The 16,607-nt window shown below is 60.5% G+C and carries 13 protein-coding genes; all 13 read left to right on the forward strand.

The features are described 5' to 3' along the window. Positions 1-2: 2 nt before the first annotated feature. The 13 genes from mraY (at position 3) to KTN04_RS05075 (ending at position 16,603) form a co-directional block, all read left to right on the forward strand. Positions 3-1,085 carry a phospho-N-acetylmuramoyl-pentapeptide-transferase gene (gene mraY / locus KTN04_RS05015; protein WP_217334123.1) on the forward strand — a complete coding sequence of 361 codons (1,083 nt, stop codon included), beginning with the start codon at positions 3-5 and terminating at the stop codon, positions 1,083-1,085. 12 nt (positions 1,086-1,097) lie between these two features. Beyond that, positions 1,098-2,447: a UDP-N-acetylmuramoyl-L-alanine--D-glutamate ligase gene (gene murD, locus KTN04_RS05020; RefSeq protein ID WP_217334124.1), complete on the forward strand. Its 1,350-nt coding sequence runs from the start codon at positions 1,098-1,100 to the stop codon at positions 2,445-2,447. After that, positions 2,444-3,676, forward strand: coding sequence for a putative lipid II flippase FtsW (ftsW, locus tag KTN04_RS05025; RefSeq protein ID WP_217334125.1), 1,233 nt, complete (start codon positions 2,444-2,446; stop codon positions 3,674-3,676). The genes murD and ftsW overlap by 4 nt, the downstream gene beginning before the upstream one ends. After that, on the forward strand, positions 3,673-4,755 hold the full coding sequence (gene murG, locus KTN04_RS05030; RefSeq protein WP_217334126.1) for an undecaprenyldiphospho-muramoylpentapeptide beta-N-acetylglucosaminyltransferase: 1,083 nt from the start codon (positions 3,673-3,675) through the stop codon (positions 4,753-4,755). Before ftsW ends, murG begins: the two co-directional genes overlap by 4 nt. Positions 4,756-4,796: 41 nt before the next feature. Further along, on the forward strand, positions 4,797-6,209 hold the full coding sequence (gene murC / locus KTN04_RS05035) for a UDP-N-acetylmuramate--L-alanine ligase (RefSeq protein ID WP_217334270.1): 1,413 nt from the start codon (positions 4,797-4,799) through the stop codon (positions 6,207-6,209). Beyond that, a complete protein-coding gene (locus KTN04_RS05040) occupies positions 6,202-7,143 on the forward strand; it encodes a D-alanine--D-alanine ligase (RefSeq protein WP_217334127.1) in 942 nt (313 codons plus the stop codon). The genes murC and KTN04_RS05040 overlap by 8 nt, the downstream gene beginning before the upstream one ends. A 2-nt stretch (positions 7,144-7,145) precedes the next feature. Next, a complete protein-coding gene (locus tag KTN04_RS05045; protein ID WP_217334128.1) occupies positions 7,146-7,898 on the forward strand; it encodes a cell division protein FtsQ/DivIB in 753 nt (250 codons plus the stop codon). Further along, complete coding sequence (ftsA, locus tag KTN04_RS05050; RefSeq protein WP_254262386.1) at positions 7,888-9,171, forward strand: cell division protein FtsA; 1,284 nt, start codon at positions 7,888-7,890, stop codon at positions 9,169-9,171. The genes KTN04_RS05045 and ftsA overlap by 11 nt, the downstream gene beginning before the upstream one ends. Positions 9,172-9,243: 72 nt before the next feature. Then, positions 9,244-10,425, forward strand: coding sequence for a cell division protein FtsZ (gene ftsZ, locus KTN04_RS05055; RefSeq protein ID WP_217334129.1), 1,182 nt, complete (start codon positions 9,244-9,246; stop codon positions 10,423-10,425). 98 nt (positions 10,426-10,523) lie between these two features. After that, complete coding sequence (gene lpxC, locus KTN04_RS05060) at positions 10,524-11,438, forward strand: UDP-3-O-acyl-N-acetylglucosamine deacetylase (protein WP_217334130.1); 915 nt, start codon at positions 10,524-10,526, stop codon at positions 11,436-11,438. Between the two features lie 203 nt (positions 11,439-11,641). Further along, positions 11,642-14,398 carry a preprotein translocase subunit SecA gene (secA, locus tag KTN04_RS05065; RefSeq protein ID WP_217334131.1) on the forward strand — a complete coding sequence of 919 codons (2,757 nt, stop codon included), beginning with the start codon at positions 11,642-11,644 and terminating at the stop codon, positions 14,396-14,398. A gap of 33 nt (positions 14,399-14,431) precedes the next feature. Then, positions 14,432-15,649, forward strand: coding sequence for a bifunctional glutamate N-acetyltransferase/amino-acid acetyltransferase ArgJ (gene argJ, locus KTN04_RS05070; RefSeq protein ID WP_217334132.1), 1,218 nt, complete (start codon positions 14,432-14,434; stop codon positions 15,647-15,649). Between the two features lie 18 nt (positions 15,650-15,667). Then, on the forward strand, positions 15,668-16,603 hold the full coding sequence (locus tag KTN04_RS05075; RefSeq protein WP_217334133.1) for a Nudix family hydrolase: 936 nt from the start codon (positions 15,668-15,670) through the stop codon (positions 16,601-16,603). The last annotated feature ends 4 nt before the right edge of the window (positions 16,604-16,607 follow it).

A 16,607-nucleotide genomic window follows, 5' to 3' on the forward strand; every position in this document is an offset into this window, starting at 1 on the left:
CCATGCTACTGCTTCTTGCCGATTACCTGTCCCAGTTTTACAGCGGCTTCGGGGTATTTCGTTACATCACGCTGCGCGGCATCATGGGCATACTCACTGCCCTGGGCATTTCCCTGTTCATGGGGCCCTGGCTGATTACGCGGCTGAAGGAAAAACAGATTGGTCAGGCGATCCGTGATGACGGTCCCCAGTCACACCTGAGCAAAGCGGGCACCCCGACCATGGGCGGGGCGTTGATTCTGCTGTCGATCGCCATCAGCACGCTGCTGTGGAGCGATCTGAGCAGTCGCTATGTCTGGGTGACCCTGATCGTGACGTTGATTTTCGGCGCGGTGGGCTGGGTGGACGACTGGCGCAAGGTGGTCGAGAAGAACCCGCGTGGTCTGCCGGCACGCTGGAAATACTTCTGGCAGTCGATAGCCGGTATCGGGGCCGCAGTGGTGCTGTACATGACGGCGCAGTCGCCGATCGAAACACAGCTGATCGTGCCCTTTTTCAAGGACGTGGCTATCGATCTGGGCATTTTCTTTGTCGTCTTTACCTATTTCGTGATTGTCGGCAGCTCCAACGCGGTCAACCTGACGGATGGACTGGATGGTCTGGCGATCATGCCGACCGTCATGGTTGCGGCCGCCCTGGCCGTATTTGCCTACCTGAGCGGCCATGTTCAGTTTGCCAACTACCTGCAGATTCCCTACGTGGCGGGCTCCGGCGAGCTGATTATTTTCTGCGGCGCCATTATTGGGGCCGGGCTGGGCTTTCTCTGGTTCAACACGTACCCGGCGCAGGTCTTCATGGGTGATGTGGGTGCGCTGTCGCTGGGCGCCGCGCTGGGGGTGATCGCCGTCATCGTGCGTCAGGAGCTGGTGCTGGTCATCATGGGTGGCGTGTTCGTGATGGAAACCGTATCGGTGATTCTGCAGGTGGCCTCGTTCAAGCTGACCGGCCGCCGCATCTTCCGCATGGCGCCGATCCATCACCATTTTGAACTTAAGGGCTGGCCCGAGCCGCGCGTGATCGTGCGTTTCTGGATCATTACCGTTGTGCTGGTGCTGATCGGCCTGGCATCACTGAAAATTCGCTGACAGGAGAGCAGGGTGAGTCTGATCACGACGGACAAGCAGCGCATCATCATCGGCCTGGGGCAGACCGGCCTGGCCTGTGCACGCTACTTCCAGCGTAGCGGAGTGCCGTTTGCCGTGTGTGATACCCGCGATGCGCCGGCCGCGGCCGAAGCCTTCCGGGCCGAATTTCCGCAGGTGGAGCTGCGCCTGGGGGCGCTCGACAGTGCCTGGCTGGGGCGGGCCCAGGAGCTGGTCATCAGCCCGGGCCTAGACAAGCGCCACCCTGCTATTGCCGAAGCGGTTGCGGCCGGCGCGGCGCTGATCGGTGATATCGACCTGTTCTGCCGTGAGGCCGAGGCGCCGATTGTCGCCATCACCGGTTCCAACGCCAAGAGTACAGTCACCACGCTGGTCGGGCTCATGGCGGAACAGGCCGGGCTGCGGGTGGGGGTCGGCGGCAACATCGGCACCCCTGCGCTGGACCTGTTACTGCAGCCGGCGGAGCTGTATGTGCTCGAGCTGTCCAGCTTTCAGCTTGAAACCACGCATGAGCTGCGCGCGGCTGCTGCCACGGTGCTGAATGTCAGTCCGGACCACCTTGACCGCTATGACAGCATGCAGGACTACACCCTGACCAAGCACCGCATCTATCGCAACGCAAACCTGGCGCTGTCCAACCGTGATGACCCGCTGACCCAGCCGCTGCTGGCCCGAGGAACAGCCCTGCGCAGCTTCGGGTTGGGCGTGCCGGATCTGAAACAGTACGGCCTGCGCGAGCAGGCAGGTGAAACCTGGCTGGCATGCGGCCTGGAGTGTCTGTTGCCGGCATCGGCTCTGAAAATTCGCGGCCGACACAATCTGGCCAATGCGCTGGCGGCGCTGGCCCTGGCTGAAGCTGTGGGGGTGCCTAGGGATGCGGCACTGCAAGCGCTGCAGGGCTTTGCCGGGCTGCAGCATCGCTGCCAGTGGGTGGCCGAGGTCGACGGCGTCAGTTATTTCAATGATTCCAAGGGTACCAACGTGGGCGCCACATTGGCGGCGCTGCAGGGCCTGGGTGCCACGCTGGCGCCGGGGCAACAGCTGATCCTGATTGCCGGTGGGGTGGGCAAGGAACAGTCGTTTGCTGAACTCAATGGTCCGCTGCAGCAGTACAGCCGTGACCTTATTCTGATGGGGCGCGACGCCGCCCTGATCGGAGCCGAGATTCAGGGGCCGGCGCAGCATGTGGCGGTATCGATGGAGACAGCCGTGGCACGGGCCCGTGCGCTGGCGCAGCCGGGAGATCTGGTGCTGCTGTCACCGGCCTGTGCCAGCTTCGACATGTTCTCGGGATACGGTGAACGGGGTGATCGCTTTGTAGAGGCGGTGGAGGCGTTGCAGTGAAGTTCGCACTGCACTGGCTTGATGCATTGCTGCCGGCACGGGTACGGCCGCCGTCGGGGGTGGCGCCGGTCGACCCTCTGCTGTTGTGTTGTGCGCTGGCGTTGATGCTGATCGGTCTGGTGATGATCACCTCGGCATCCATGGACGTGGCGGCGCGAGACTTCGGCTCGCCCGGCCATTTCATTCTGCGCCATGGCCTGTTCGTGCTGATGGCGCTGGTGGCGGCCAGTGTGGCCATCCTCATACCGGTACGCACCTGGGAGCGCTACAGCTTTGCGCTGCTGGTGTTTGGGCTGATTCTGCTGGCGCTGGTCCTGGTGCCCGGCATCGGGCGCGAGGTCAACGGTTCGCGGCGCTGGATCGGTCTGGGGCCGATCAACCTGCAGGCATCCGAAATTGCCAAGGCTTGTATGGTGATTTTCATCAGTGCGTACTTGGTGCGTCGGCTGGATGAAGTGCGTAGCGGCTGGTGGGGCGTGGTCAAGCCGGCCCTGCCGCTGGCCGTTTACGGTGTCGCGCTGCTGATGGAGCCGGATTACGGTGCCATGGTCGTCATGGTAGCGACCGTGGCGGGTATGGTGTTTCTGGGCGGCATGCGTTTGCTGCAGCTGACGGTGGTGGTACTGCTGGCGCTGGTCGTCGGGGGCATGCTGGCCCTTGCTCAGCCCTACCGTATCGAACGCCTGAAGAGCTTTTCGGATCCCTGGGCCGACCCCTTCGGGGCCGGGTATCAGCTGTCCCAGGCGCAGATCGCCTTCGGCCGTGGTGACTGGTTCGGCACCGGGTTAGGTAACAGTGTTCAGAAACTGTTTTATCTGCCCGAAGCGCATACCGATTTTGTCTACTCGGTGCTGGCTGAAGAGCTGGGGCTGGTGGGCGCGCTGCTGATCATCGTGCTGTACGTGCTGCTGGTGGCACGCATCTTCATCATCGGCCGCCAGGCCGAGAAGCAGAACCGCTTTTACATGGCGTACTTGACCTATGGTTTCGGCTTTATCATTGCCGGTCAGGCGCTGATTAATATCGGGGTTAATGTCGGTGCGCTGCCGACCAAGGGGCTGACGCTGCCACTGTTGAGTTATGGCGGTTCCAGTCTGCTGGTGTGTGCCACCATGATCGCCATCGTGTTGCGGGTGGATTACGAATTGAAGTGCGAGCGGCTGAAACAGCCGCCGCTGGAAATGCCCTGGTTGAGGCGGCTGTTGAGAATCGAGGAGAACGCATCATGAGCACCCGTCCACGTAAGGTGCTGATCATGGCCGGTGGAACTGGCGGGCATGTCTTTCCGGCGCTGGCCACGGCCGAGAAGCTGCAGCAGCAGGGGGTCGAGGTTGAGTGGTTGGGCAGCCGCGTCGGGATCGAGAACGAGATTGTGCCCGGCGCCGGCATTCCTTTGCACCGTATTTCCGTGACCGGGCTACGGGGCAAGGGGCGGTTAAGCTTGCTGCTGGCACCCTTGCGTGTCGCTAATGCGCTGGGCCAGGCGCTGGCCGTGCTGCGTCGGGTGCGTCCGGATGCCGTGCTGGGCATGGGCGGCTTTGCATCCGGCCCGGGTGGGCTGGCCGCTTGGCTGCTGCGCGTGCCGGTGGTGGTGCATGAACAGAATGCCATTCCGGGGCTGACCAACAAAACACTGGCACGCTTGGCGCGTCGGGTGCTGCGGGCCTTCCCGCAGGCGTTTGCCGGTCGTGATGATGTTGAAACAACGGGCAACCCGGTACGGGGCCCGATTCTGGAGTTGCCAGCGCCGGAGCAGCGCCTTGCCGGGCGTGAAGGTCCGCTGCGCCTGCTGGTCGTGGGAGGGAGCCTGGGTGCGCTGGCAATCAACCAGGTGCTGCCGCAGGCGCTTGCGCAGCTGGCGCCGGAGCAGCGCCCGCAGGTTTGGCATCAGACCGGCAAGCGCCACTTAGACGTGACGCAGCAGGCATATGCCGAGGCGGGCGTGAAGGCCAGTGTGGTGCCGTTCATCGATCGCATGGATAAGGCCTATGGCTGGGCGGATCTGGTGCTCTGCCGTGCCGGTGCGTTGACGGTGAGCGAGATTGAAATAGCCGGTCTGCCAGCCGTGTTCGTGCCGTTTCCGCACGCGGTGGATGATCACCAGACCGCCAATGCACGGCATATGGAGCAGGTCGGTGCGGCACGGATGATTCAGCAATCCGAGCTGGACGCCGAGACCTTGGCCCGTCTGCTGCAGGATTTGAATGAGCGACAACAACTTTTGGATATGGCGATCCGTGCGCGACAGCAGGCGCGGCCGGATGCCAGCGACAGGGTAGCAGCGGTCTGCCTGGAGGTAATGCAGTGAAAGCGGACAACCGCAGTGTAAAGGTTCATGAAGTGCCGGAGATGCGTCGTATTCGCCGCATCCATTTTGTCGGCATCGGCGGTGTGGGCATGTGCGGGATTGCCGAGGTGCTGCTCAATCAGGGCTATGCTATTTCCGGCTCTGACCTTCGTCCCTCCGCCACCACCGATCGCTTGCAGGCGCTGGGTGCCGAGATTTTCATGGGACATGCCGAGCGCAATGTGGCGCGAGCGGACGTGGTTGTTACCTCCACCGCCGTCAAGGCCGATAACCCTGAAGTGACGGCGGCCCGTGAGCAGCGCATCCCGGTGGTGCGCCGTGCCGAGATGCTGGCGGAACTGATGCGCTACCGTCACGGCATCGCCGTAGCCGGTACCCATGGCAAGACCACCACCACCAGCCTGATGGCTTCGATCATGGCCGAGGCCGAGCTGGACCCGACCTTCGTGATCGGTGGCCGCCTCAACAGCGCTGGTACCAATGCTCAGCTGGGCGGCAGTCGCTATCTGGTAGCGGAAGCGGACGAGAGTGATGCGTCCTTCCTGCATCTGCAGCCGATGGTGGCGATTGTCACTAATATTGATGCCGACCATATGGACACCTATGGCGGCGATTTCGGCAAGCTCAAGCAGACGTTCGTCAACTTCCTGCACAACCTTCCGTTTTATGGCCTGGCGGTTCTGTGTACCGATGACCCGGTGGTGCGTGAAATCCTGCCGGATGTCAGCCGTCCGGTGCTGACCTATGGCTTCCATGAGGGGGCCGATTTCCGTGCCGTGGACCTGAAGCAGGCCGGCATGCAGACCCACTTCCGGGTAGAGCGTCCGGCTGGCCATGCCCCGCTGCAGGTGAGCCTGAACATGCCGGGCCGTCACAATGTGCTGAACGCGCTGGCCTGCATTGCGGTGGCAACCGATGAGGGCATTGATGATGCGGCCATTATGCGCGCCCTGGTTCGTTTTGAAGGTGTCGGACGCCGTTTTCAGGTGCTTGGCCAGCTGCCGGTGGAAGGCGGTAACGTCACTTTGGTGGACGACTATGGTCATCACCCGACCGAAGTGCAGGCCGTGATCAAGGCGATTCGCGAAGGCTGGCCCGAGCGTCGGCTGGTGATGATTCATCAGCCCCATCGCTATACCCGTACTCGCGATCTGTATGAAGACTTCGTCCAGGTGCTGTCGGAGGTCGACCTGCTGCTGCTGATGGAAGTCTACCCGGCCGGTGAGGAGCCGATTCCCGGGGCCGACTCGCGCAGTCTGTGTCGCAGCATTCGTCAGCGCGGCGTTGAGCCGGTGTATGTGGATGGCCCCGAGGGGGTTGCCGACATTCTGCGCAACCTTCTTCAGCCGGGTGACCTGCTGTTGACGCAGGGGGCCGGCAATATTACCAGTCTGGCCCACCAGCTGGTCAATGAATCCCTGGTGCGCGGTACCAAGGGAGGTGAGCATGCATAAGTCGGCCTCAACCGATGCGGCGACCTTCGGGCGTGTTGCGGTCATTATGGGCGGCACCTCCGCCGAGCGTGAAATTTCACTGCGCAGTGGCGAAGCCGTTCTGAACGGGCTGCAGGGTGCGGGCGTGGATGCGTTTGCCATTGACTTGGGCAGCTCCGGTGCCAGCCCGGTCGCCCAACTGCTGGACAGCGAATTTGACCGCGCCTTTTTGATCCTGCACGGTCGTGGTGGTGAGGACGGCACGATTCAGGGTGTGCTGGAAATGATGGGTAAGCCCTATACCGGCAGTGGCGTGGCCGCTTCGGCGCTGGGCATGGATAAGCTGCGCTGCAAGCAGCTCTGGCAGGGTGCTGGGCTGCCGACACCGGCATTTGCCGTTCTCGATGAGTATGCGGATCTGGCCGAGGTGGAAGCGGTACTGGGTTATCCGTTGATGGTCAAGCCGGCCCACGAAGGTTCCAGCATCGGCATGAGCAAGGTGCGTAACCGGTCCGAACTGGAAACGGCATTTGCTGCGGCTCGCGAGTACGACCGCTGTGTGCTCGCCGAGCAGTGGGTCAACGGCCCCGAGTTCACCATCGCGCTGCTGAACGGTCAGGCATTGCCGGTGATTCGGCTGGAAACGCCGCATGATTTTTATGACTTTGATGCCAAGTACTCGGCCGGTGATACGCATTATCACTTCGAAACCGGGTTGGACGTGGAGCAGACCGCACGGCTGCAGCAGTTGGCACTGCGCGCGTTCGACGTGGCTGGCTGTCGCGCCTGGGGGCGGGTAGATGCCATGATGGATGCCGATGGCCATTTCCAGCTGCTGGAGGTGAATACGGCGCCCGGCATGACCGATCATAGCCTGGTGCCCATGGCGGCCGCGCGTGCCGGCATTGATTTCGAGCAGCTGGTCGTCAACATTCTGGCGACGGCTGAGGGGTGAGCATGACCGAAACACCATCGGTGACCGACAATGGATTTGACCGCCACTGGCGTGCGCTGGTCATTCTGACATTGCTGGTGGTGTTTGTCGGGATTGGCAGTTCGCTGCTGCGTGAGTTCTGGCATTGGCTCGACCGGCCGGTGGGCGAGGTGCGTGTGGCCGGTGCCACCCGCCACCTGGACAAGCAGGCGCTGGCGCAGGCGCTGGCCAATCGGCTTGAGCAGCCTATGTTGCAGATCGATCTACAGCAGCTGCACCAGCAGCTGGTGGAAGATCCCTGGGTTTACAGCGCCCGTGTGCGCTTGCAGTGGCCACCGGCACTTGAAGTTCAGCTGGAAGAAGAAGTGCCGGTCGCGCGTTGGGGGGACAAGGGGCTGCTCAACCACCAAGGCGACATTTTCTGGCCGGAGTTGAAGCCCGAGTACGCCGCATTGCCGAAGCTGACCGGGCCGGCGCACGAAACCGTGAAGATCATGCAGCAGTACCATGACTTGAACCGCATGTTCTCGGCATCCGGCCTGCGCTTGACCGGGCTGATGCTGGAATCACGCGGTGCCTGGACACTGGAGCTGGACAACGGCATCCGCGTGGTCGCGGGGCGAGAGCAGCTGCTGCCGCGGCTGAAACGTTTTATTCGTATCTATCAGGCGCGCCTGGCCGAGCGTGCCGCGCAGATAGAACAGGTTGATATTCGCTACACCAACGGCGTGGCCGTAAGTTGGCGCGCAGAATCAGGAAACAAAAATGCAGGTTAAGGGTGACATGGCAGGCAACATGATCGTGGCGCTCGATATCGGCACCTCGAAAGTGGTGTGTCTGGTCGGCGAGTTGACGCCCCAGGGCACGATCGAGATCGTCGGTGTCGGTTCCCAGCCCTCGCGTGGGCTCAAGCGCGGGGTGGTTGTAAACATAGAATCCACCGTCAGCTCGATTCAACGCGCGGTGGAAGAGGCCGAGCTGATGGCCGGCTGCAAGGTGCATGGCGTGAGCGTCGGCATTGCCGGCAGCCATATCAGCAGTCTCAACTCGCATGGCATTGTTGCGGTGCGTGACCGGGAAGTCTCTGACTACGACCTGGAGCGGGTTATTGATGCGGCGCGTGCGGTTGCGATTCCGGCGGATCAGAAGATTCTGCATATCCTGCCGCAGGAGTACCTGATCGATAATCAGGAAGGTATCAAGGAACCTCTGGGCATGTCCGGAGTCCGCCTTGAAGCCAAGGTTCACCTGGTGACCGGTGCCACCAATGCGGTGCAGAATATCGAAAAGTGCATTCGTCGCTGTGGTCTGGAAGTGGATGCCGTGGTTTTGGAGCAGTTGGCTTCCAGTTACGCCGTGCTGACTGAAGACGAAAAGGATCTGGGCGTCTGCATCGTGGATATCGGTGGTGGTACCACGGATATTGCGGTCTTCACGGCTGGGTCGATTCGACACACGGCGGTGATTCCCATTGCCGGTGATCAGGTGACCAACGATATTGCCATGGCTCTGCGGACGCCGACGCAGCATGCCGAGCAGATCAAGATCAAGTACGCCTGCGCCCTGGCACAGCTGGCGCAGTCGGATGAGATGATCAAGGTGCCCAGCGTGGGTGACCGTCCGGCACGGGATCTTTCGCGTCAGGCGCTGGCGGAAGTGGTCGAGCCCCGTTATGAGGAGCTGTTTACGCTGGTGCAGGCTGAACTGCGTCGCAGCGGGTTTGAGGACCTGGTGGCGGCCGGTATCGTGTTGACCGGCGGCACGGCGAAAATGGAAGGCGCAGTCGAGCTGGCGGAAGAGATTTTCCATATGCCGGTGCGCCTGGCCAAGCCGCAGGGCATTCGCGGCATGGAGACACAGCTGAGCAATCCGATTTACGCCACGGGGATTGGCCTGCTGCACTATGCGCGTCAGGACCACGAAGTACCGATGGCGCCGATTATGGCAGAGAACACACAGGAAATGGTGCCGGTGACGGAACGCGAGCCGCGGCCGGGGGCAACCGATTACCTGAAACGTATAAAAGAGTGGTTGCAGGTCAACTTCTAAGAATTCATTACAATTTGCTAGTCGCCGGAAACGCCGGAAGGTAGTGGCAGGCGTCCGGAGAGGAGGGGGAAAATGTTTGAACTGGTCGAGAGTGTAACGCAAAGCGCCCTGATCAAAGTGATCGGGGTTGGCGGTGGCGGCGGCAACGCCGTGCAGTACATGGTGGATCGTGAGGTTGAGGGTGTTGAATTCATCTGTGCCAACACCGATGCCCAGGCGCTGAGCCGCAATGCTGCCCGTACGGCGCTGCATATCGGTGGCGACCTGACCAAGGGGTTGGGTGCCGGTGCCAACCCGGAGATCGGCCGCCAGGCGGCGCTGGAAGATCGCGAGCGCATTGCCGAGACGCTGTCCGGTGCCGATATGGTCTTCATTACGGCCGGCATGGGGGGGGGGACCGGTACCGGTGCCGCACCGATTGTGGCCGAGGTGGCTCGTGAATTGGGCATCCTGACGGTGGCGGTGGTGACGCGCCCGTTCCCGTTCGAAGGCCGCAAGCGCATGAAGATCGCCGAGGCGGGCATCACCGAGCTGCGCGATGCCGTTGACTCGCTGATCATCATCCCCAACGAGAAGCTGATGCAGGTGCTGGGCAAGAACTGCAGCCTGGTGAACGCCTTCAGTGCCGCCAACGATGTGCTCAAGGGGGCGGTGCAGGGCATTGCCGATCTGATCACGCGCCCGGGCATGATCAACGTCGACTTTGCCGACGTGCGTACCGTGATGTCGGCCATGGGCATGGCGATGATGGGAACCGCGATCGCACACGGCGACAGCCGTGCCGAAGAGGCTGCGGAGGCGGCGATTCGCAGCCCGCTGCTGGAAGACATCGATCTGCGAGGAGCCAGCGGCATTCTGGTTAACATTGCGGCGGGCGAAGATCTCAGCCTGGGCGAGTTTACCGAAGTGGGTAACATCGTCGAGCAGTACGCGGATGAGGACGCGACCATCGTGGTGGGCACGGTTATCGATCCGTCACTGGGCGACGACCTGAAGGTGACTGTGGTGGCCACCGGCCTGGATCGCGTGCGTGAGCCGGAGATGGAAGTGGTACAAGGCGCGGGCAACAACAGCCGCAAGCCGGATGGCTCGCTGAACCTGGACGAGATCGAACTGCCGACCATTCTGCGTCGCCAGCGTGAAGAGGCGTTGGTCGAAAAGCCCAAGCAGGACATGAGCGGGGAGGCGCCCAGCAGCAAGGACGACTACGGCACGTTGGATATTCCGACATTCCTGCGCCGTCAGGCTGACTGAGAAAAAGTCGCATTCAGGGTACGGTGTTGATTGTATAATCAACACCGTGTTTGTTAAAATCTTAAAATATTTTTGCAATATTCAGGTTGGCATAGCGGATGATCAAACAGCGCACACTCAAGAACAGCATCAAGGCCACCGGCGTCGGTCTTCATACAGGCCAAAAGGTGTACCTGACGCTGAAACCGGCGCCGGTCAATACCGGTATCGTGTTCCGCCGAGTGGACCTGGACCCCGTATTCGAGATCGAAGCGCGCGCCGACAACGTGGCGGATACCACCCTGTCGACCAACCTGGCGCGTGACGGCATCCGCGTAGCCACCGTCGAACATCTGCTGTCCGCACTGGCCGGCCTGGGCATTGACAATGCCTACGTTGAGCTAAGTGCCGAAGAGGTGCCGATCATGGACGGCAGTGCCGCGCCGTTCGTGTTCCTGGTCCAGTCTGCCGGCATTGCCGAGCAGGATGCACCCAAGGAGTTTATTCGCATCAAGCAGGAAGTGACGGTCAGCCATGAAGGCAAGACCGCGACGTTCAAGCCGTTCAACGGCTTCAAGGTCGGCTTTTGCATTGAGTTTGACCACCCGGCTTTTGCCAACCGCAACCAGGAAGCGGTGCTGGACTTCTCCAGTACGTCGTTCGTCAAGGAAGTCAGCCGGGCCCGCACCTTCGGTTTCATGCGTGATATCGAATACCTGCGCTCGCAGAATCTGGTCCTGGGTGGCAGCTTTGAAAACGCCATTGTGGTCGACGACTTCAAGATCCTGAACGAAGATGGCCTGCGCTACGATGACGAGTTCGTCAAGCACAAGGTACTGGATGCCGTTGGCGATCTGTACCTGTTGGGCAAGAGCCTGATTGGCGAGTTCTACGGCTACAAGTCAGGCCATTACCTGAACAACATGCTGTTGCGCAAGTTGCTGGCCACCGAGGGGGCCTGGGAAAAGGTCACCTTTGAAGATCAGAGCGAGACTGCTCCCATCTCTTATCATCGGCCTGTTGCCGCAGGTTGATATCGCTACCAAAAGCCGGCTTCAAGCCGGCTTTTGCGTTTCAGGGCCAGCCGAATGGCCGCTCTCGGGGCCGACCAAAATAGTACGACATTGACATTCTACTATCTGCCCCAATACAGGTAGAATGTGGTATCCATTTTTTCAGGCAAGGGACCGCGCAGCCACGTTGCCCCCTTTGCATTCAACCGGTTAAAAGTCGAATTATGCTGACCTCACTGTTCAAGAAGATTCTGGGAAGTAAAAACGATCGTGAGCTGAAGCGACTGGGCAAGGTCGTCAAGCAGATCAACGAGCTGGAAGCGAGTTTCGAGGCGTTGTCGGACGCCGACCTCAAGGGACAGACGGTTGCTTTCCGTGAACGGCTTGAGCAGGGCGAGGCGCTGGACAAGCTGCTGCCTGACGCTTTTGCTGCTGTCCGCGAAGCCTCCAAGCGTGTCATGGGCATGCGTCATTTCGACGTCCAGCTCATTGGCGGCATGGTGCTCAACGACGGCAAGGTTGCCGAGATGAAAACCGGTGAAGGCAAGACCTTGGTAGCAACCCTGGCGGTCTACCTCAATGCGCTGCCGGCCAAGGGCGTTCACGTCGTGACCGTGAACGATTACCTGGCCCAGCGTGACGCCGACTGGATGCGGCCGCTGTATGAAGCACTCGGCTTGACCGTGGGGGTGGTGTTTTCCGGCCAAGATCCCGAATCCAAGCGCGCGGCCTATGCAGCTGATATCACCTACGGTACCAACAATGAGTTCGGCTTTGACTATCTGCGCGACAACATGGCATTCAGTCTCAGTGACAAGGTGCAACGCGATTTCCACTTTGCCGTGGTGGATGAGGTGGACTCTATCCTCATTGATGAGGCCCGTACACCGCTGATCATATCAGGCCCGGCCGAAGACAGCTCCGCGACGTATCACAAGATCAATCAGCTGATTCCCCAGCTACAGCAGTTCCATGGCGAGATCGACCCCAAGGATACTGAACAGGTTATCGACGAACACTTCGTGGTGGATGAAAAGAACCGCACGGTGGAACTGACCGAAGCCGGTCACCAGTTGGTGGAAGACCTGCTGATTGAGCATGAAATGCTGCAGGAAGGCGAGAGCCTGTACGCACCGCAGAACCTGAACCTGCTGCACCATGTGTTGGCCGGTCTGCGTGCACACTACCTGTTCCAGCGTGATAAGGATTACATCATCCAGAACGGCCAAATCGTCATTGTCGATGAGCACACCGGCCGTATCATGCCGGGCCGTCGCTGGTCCGAAGGCCTGCATCAGGCGGTAGAAGCGAAAGAAGGCGTACAGATTCAGATGGAAAGCCAAACGCTGGCGTCCACCACTTTCCAGAACTACTTCCGTCTGTATGAAAAGCTGGCCGGCATGACCGGCACCGCCGATACCGAAGCCTACGAACTGCGCCAGATCTATGGGCTGGATGTTGTGGTGATCCCCACCAACCGTCCGATTCAGCGCAAGGACTACAACGACATCATCTTCCTGACCATGGAAGAGAAGTACCAGGCGATCGTCAAGGAAATCCGCTACTGCCGCGAACACAACCGTCCGGTACTGGTGGGCACGGCGTCGGTTGAATCATCCGAGCTGCTGTCGGCACTGCTGAACAAGGAAAAGATTGCGCACAACGTGCTCAACGCCAAGAACCACCAGGGTGAGGCCGGCGTGATCGCCGAAGCCGGTCGTCCGGGTGCGGTTACTATCGCTACCAATATGGCCGGTCGTGGTACCGACATCATGCTGGGTGGCAAGCTGGAAGCCGAGCTGGCGGCGCTGGGTGACGATGTCAGCGATACCCAGCTTGAGCAGGCCCGTGAAGAGTGGCGCAAGCGTCATGAAATCGTGCTGGAGGCCGGCGGTCTGCATATCATCGGTACCGAGCGTCACGAATCCCGTCGTATCGATAACCAGCTGCGTGGCCGTGCCGGTCGCCAGGGTGACCCGGGCTCGTCCCGTTTCTTCCTGTCGCTGGAAGATGACCTGATGCGAATCTTCGCCTCCGAGCGGGTGCGTCAGTTCATGCAGGCGCTGGGCATGGAAAAGGGTGAAGCCATCGAGCACAAGATGGTGACCAACGCCATCGAGAAGGCACAGCGCAAGGTGGAAGGCCGCAACTTCGATATTCGCAAGTCGCTGCTGGAATATGATGACGTGGCCAACGATCAGCGCAGCGTGATTTATGATCAACGCAACGAGGTCATGGCATCGGATGATATTTCCGACACCGTGCGCTCGGTGCGTGATGAAGTGATCGACAGCACTATCAGTGAACATGTACCGCCGCAGAGTCTCGAAGAGATGTGGGATGTGCCGGCACTGGAAAAGGCATTGGAAACCGAGTTTGCACTCAAGCTGCCGATTCAGCAGTGGTTGGATGAGGATGACTCTCTGCATGAAGATTCACTGCGCGAGAAGATTCGCGGGGAAATTCTGGCGGCCTACCAGGCCAAGGAAGATGCGGTTGGCGTAGAAACACTGCGCATGTTTGAAAAGCAGGTAATGCTGCAGGTACTGGATACGCTGTGGAAAGAGCATCTGCAGACCATGGATCTGCTGCGCCAGGGCATTCACCTGCGTGGCTACGCACAGAAGAACCCCAAGCAGGAATACAAGCGTGAAGCGTTCAACCTGTTCCAGGACCTGTTGGAAAATATCAAGCGTGATGTAGTGCGTATCCTGAGCCACGTTCAGGTGCGTCAGCCGGAAGAAGTCGAGCGTATGGAAGAAGAGCGGCGTGCTCAGGCCGAGCGCCAGCAGATGAGCTTCGAACACGCCGACAGCAGTGGTTTGGGGGAGGAGCAGCAGGACTCGGCCACGGTCACCGAGCAGGGCCAGGACGAGAACGCCGAGCCGTTCAAGCGCCAGACGCCCAAGGTTGGCCGCAATGACCCCTGTCCGTGCGGCTCCGGCAAAAAATACAAGCAGTGTCACGGTAAACTCAGTTAATCAACATTCGTCAACCATCAAGGAAGCAACATCATGGCAGTCGGTCCGGCAACTTTGCCTCAATTACATCCGGTTAGTGGATTTCGTCTCGGAATTGCATCGGCAGGGATCAAGAAACCGGGCCGACGTGACGTGGTACTGATGGAGGCGGCCGAAGGCAGTGCCGTGGCGGGCGTGTTCACCCTGAACGCCTTCTGTGCGGCACCGGTGCGTATCTGCAAACAGCACATGGCGGCCAGCCCGTCTCGCTATTTGCTGGTCAACACCGGCAATGCCAACGCCGGTACCGGCGAACAGGGCATGACCGATGCCATGACCTGCTGTCAGGCCGTGGCCGAACGCTGCGATCAGCCGGTAGAAACGGTACTGCCGTTCTCGACCGGTGTGATTGGTGAGCCCTTGCCGGTCGACAAGATCGTGGCCGCGCTGGATGCAGCCAAAGCTGACCTGTCTGAGGATAACTGGGAGCAGGCGGCCTGGGGTATCATGACTACCGATACTCGCCCCAAGGCGGCCAGCGAGCAGATTGAGTATCAGGGCAAGACCATTACGCTGACCGGTATTTCCAAGGGCTCCGGCATGATCATGCCCAACATGGCCACCATGCTGGGCTATGTGGCGACCGATGCCGAAGTGCCGCAGCAACTGCTGCAGCAATGGCTGAGCAAGGTGGCAGATCGTTCTTTCAACCGCATCACAGTAGACGGCGATACCTCGACCAACGATTCCTGCATGCTGGTGGCCACCGGTGCCAGCGGCGTGCGTATCGATGGCGCTGACTATGAGCTGGCGGCCCTGTTTACCGAAGCGCTGGAACGGGTGATGCAGCAGCTGGCACATGCGATCGTGCGTGATGGTGAAGGGGCAACCAAGTTCGTGGAAGTCTGCGTCGAGTCGGCCGGCACCAGCCAAGAGGCGTTGGACGTGGCCTACACCATTGCCCACTCGCCGTTGGTGAAGACCGCGCTGTTTGCCAGCGACCCCAACTGGGGCCGTATCCTGGCCTGCGTTGGCCGTGCAGGTATCGACAATTTGGATCTGGATGCACTGCAGATCTATCTCAATGATGTCTGCATCGTCGAAAACGGTGGTCGTGCCGCCAGTTACACCGAAGAAGCTGGCCAGGCCGTCATGGATGGCGAAGAAATTCTGATTCGCGTGGTACTCAACCGTGGTCAGGTCATTGAGCGCGTCTGGACCACCGATCTGTCCCATGACTACGTCAGCATCAATGCGGACTATCGCAGCTGATCGGATTCCGTAATTGACATGTCCAAACTGATCCATGTTGCCGCGGCCGTCATTCGTGACCGCCGTGGTCATATTTTGATTGCCCGCCGTCCTGACGACAAGCACCAGGGCGGCCTCTGGGAGTTCCCCGGCGGCAAGGTCGAGCCTGGCGAGCCGGTGGCCGATGCGCTGGCGCGTGAGCTGCAGGAAGAGCTGGGTATCCGCGTCACTTCTGCCCGTCCGTTGATCCTGATTCCTCACCACTATCCCGATAAATCGGTGTTGCTCGATGTCTGGGACGTGGATGATTTCGAGGGTGAGGCGCACGGCGCAGAAGGACAGCCGGTATGTTGGGTTGCACCGAACAAGCTGGATGCGTATGCCTTTCCGGCCGCGAATGCGCCTATCGTTGCGGCCGCTCAGCTGCCGGAACGCCTGCTGGTGACTGGCTCGGCTGTCGGCGCAGCGGAGTACAGCGAACGGGTTCAGTCAGCACTGGCGCGAGGTATCCGGCACATCATGCTGAGGGCCAAGGCGCTTGATGATGACGCGTTTACCGAGTTGTATCATGCGCTGTTGCCACTGTGCCAAAAGCAGGGCGCTATACTGGGCGTAAATGCATCGGTGGCGTTGGCCAACAGTCTGGGGGCCGAACACCTGCACCTGACATCGGAGCGTTTGCAGAGTCTGAGTGAACGTGCCGCGTTCAATGGTCGCTGGCTGAGTGCGTCCTGCCATGACCCTGAGCAGATCCGCATGGCGGAGGAAAAAGGTGTCGATTTCATCACCCTGTCACCGGTACAGCCGACCGCCTCCCATCCGGGGCAGCCTGTGCTGGGCTGGGCGCAGTTTGCGGAATGGGTCGCGCAATGTACCCTGCCGGTGTATGCGCTGGGCGGGTTGGGTGAGGACGATCTTGCCACGGCCCGACAGCATGGTGCTCAGGGTGTTGCGGCCATCTCGGCCTGGTGGTAGGCGC

This window comes from Marinobacterium weihaiense, assembly GCF_019061305.1.
GTDB lineage: Bacteria > Pseudomonadota > Gammaproteobacteria > Pseudomonadales > Balneatricaceae > Marinobacterium > Marinobacterium weihaiense.

Bases quoted from the DNA above. Each gene is read 5' to 3' on its own strand.
- argJ (WP_217334132.1), top strand. From the start codon at position 14,432: ATGGCAGTCGGTCCGGCAACTTTGCCTCAATTACATCCGGTTAGTGGA.
- mraY (WP_217334123.1), top strand. From the start codon at position 3: ATGCTACTGCTTCTTGCCGATTACCTGTCCCAGTTTTACAGCGGCTTC.
- ftsA (WP_254262386.1), top strand. From the start codon at position 7,888: ATGCAGGTTAAGGGTGACATGGCAGGCAACATGATCGTGGCGCTCGAT.
- KTN04_RS05045 (WP_217334128.1), top strand. From the start codon at position 7,146: ATGACCGAAACACCATCGGTGACCGACAATGGATTTGACCGCCACTGG.
- lpxC (WP_217334130.1), top strand. From the start codon at position 10,524: ATGATCAAACAGCGCACACTCAAGAACAGCATCAAGGCCACCGGCGTC.
- secA (WP_217334131.1), top strand. From the start codon at position 11,642: ATGCTGACCTCACTGTTCAAGAAGATTCTGGGAAGTAAAAACGATCGT.
- KTN04_RS05040 (WP_217334127.1), top strand. From the start codon at position 6,202: ATGCATAAGTCGGCCTCAACCGATGCGGCGACCTTCGGGCGTGTTGCG.
- KTN04_RS05075 (WP_217334133.1), top strand. From the start codon at position 15,668: ATGTCCAAACTGATCCATGTTGCCGCGGCCGTCATTCGTGACCGCCGT.
- murG (WP_217334126.1), top strand. From the start codon at position 3,673: ATGAGCACCCGTCCACGTAAGGTGCTGATCATGGCCGGTGGAACTGGC.
- murC (WP_217334270.1), top strand. From the start codon at position 4,797: ATGCGTCGTATTCGCCGCATCCATTTTGTCGGCATCGGCGGTGTGGGC.
- ftsZ (WP_217334129.1), top strand. From the start codon at position 9,244: ATGTTTGAACTGGTCGAGAGTGTAACGCAAAGCGCCCTGATCAAAGTG.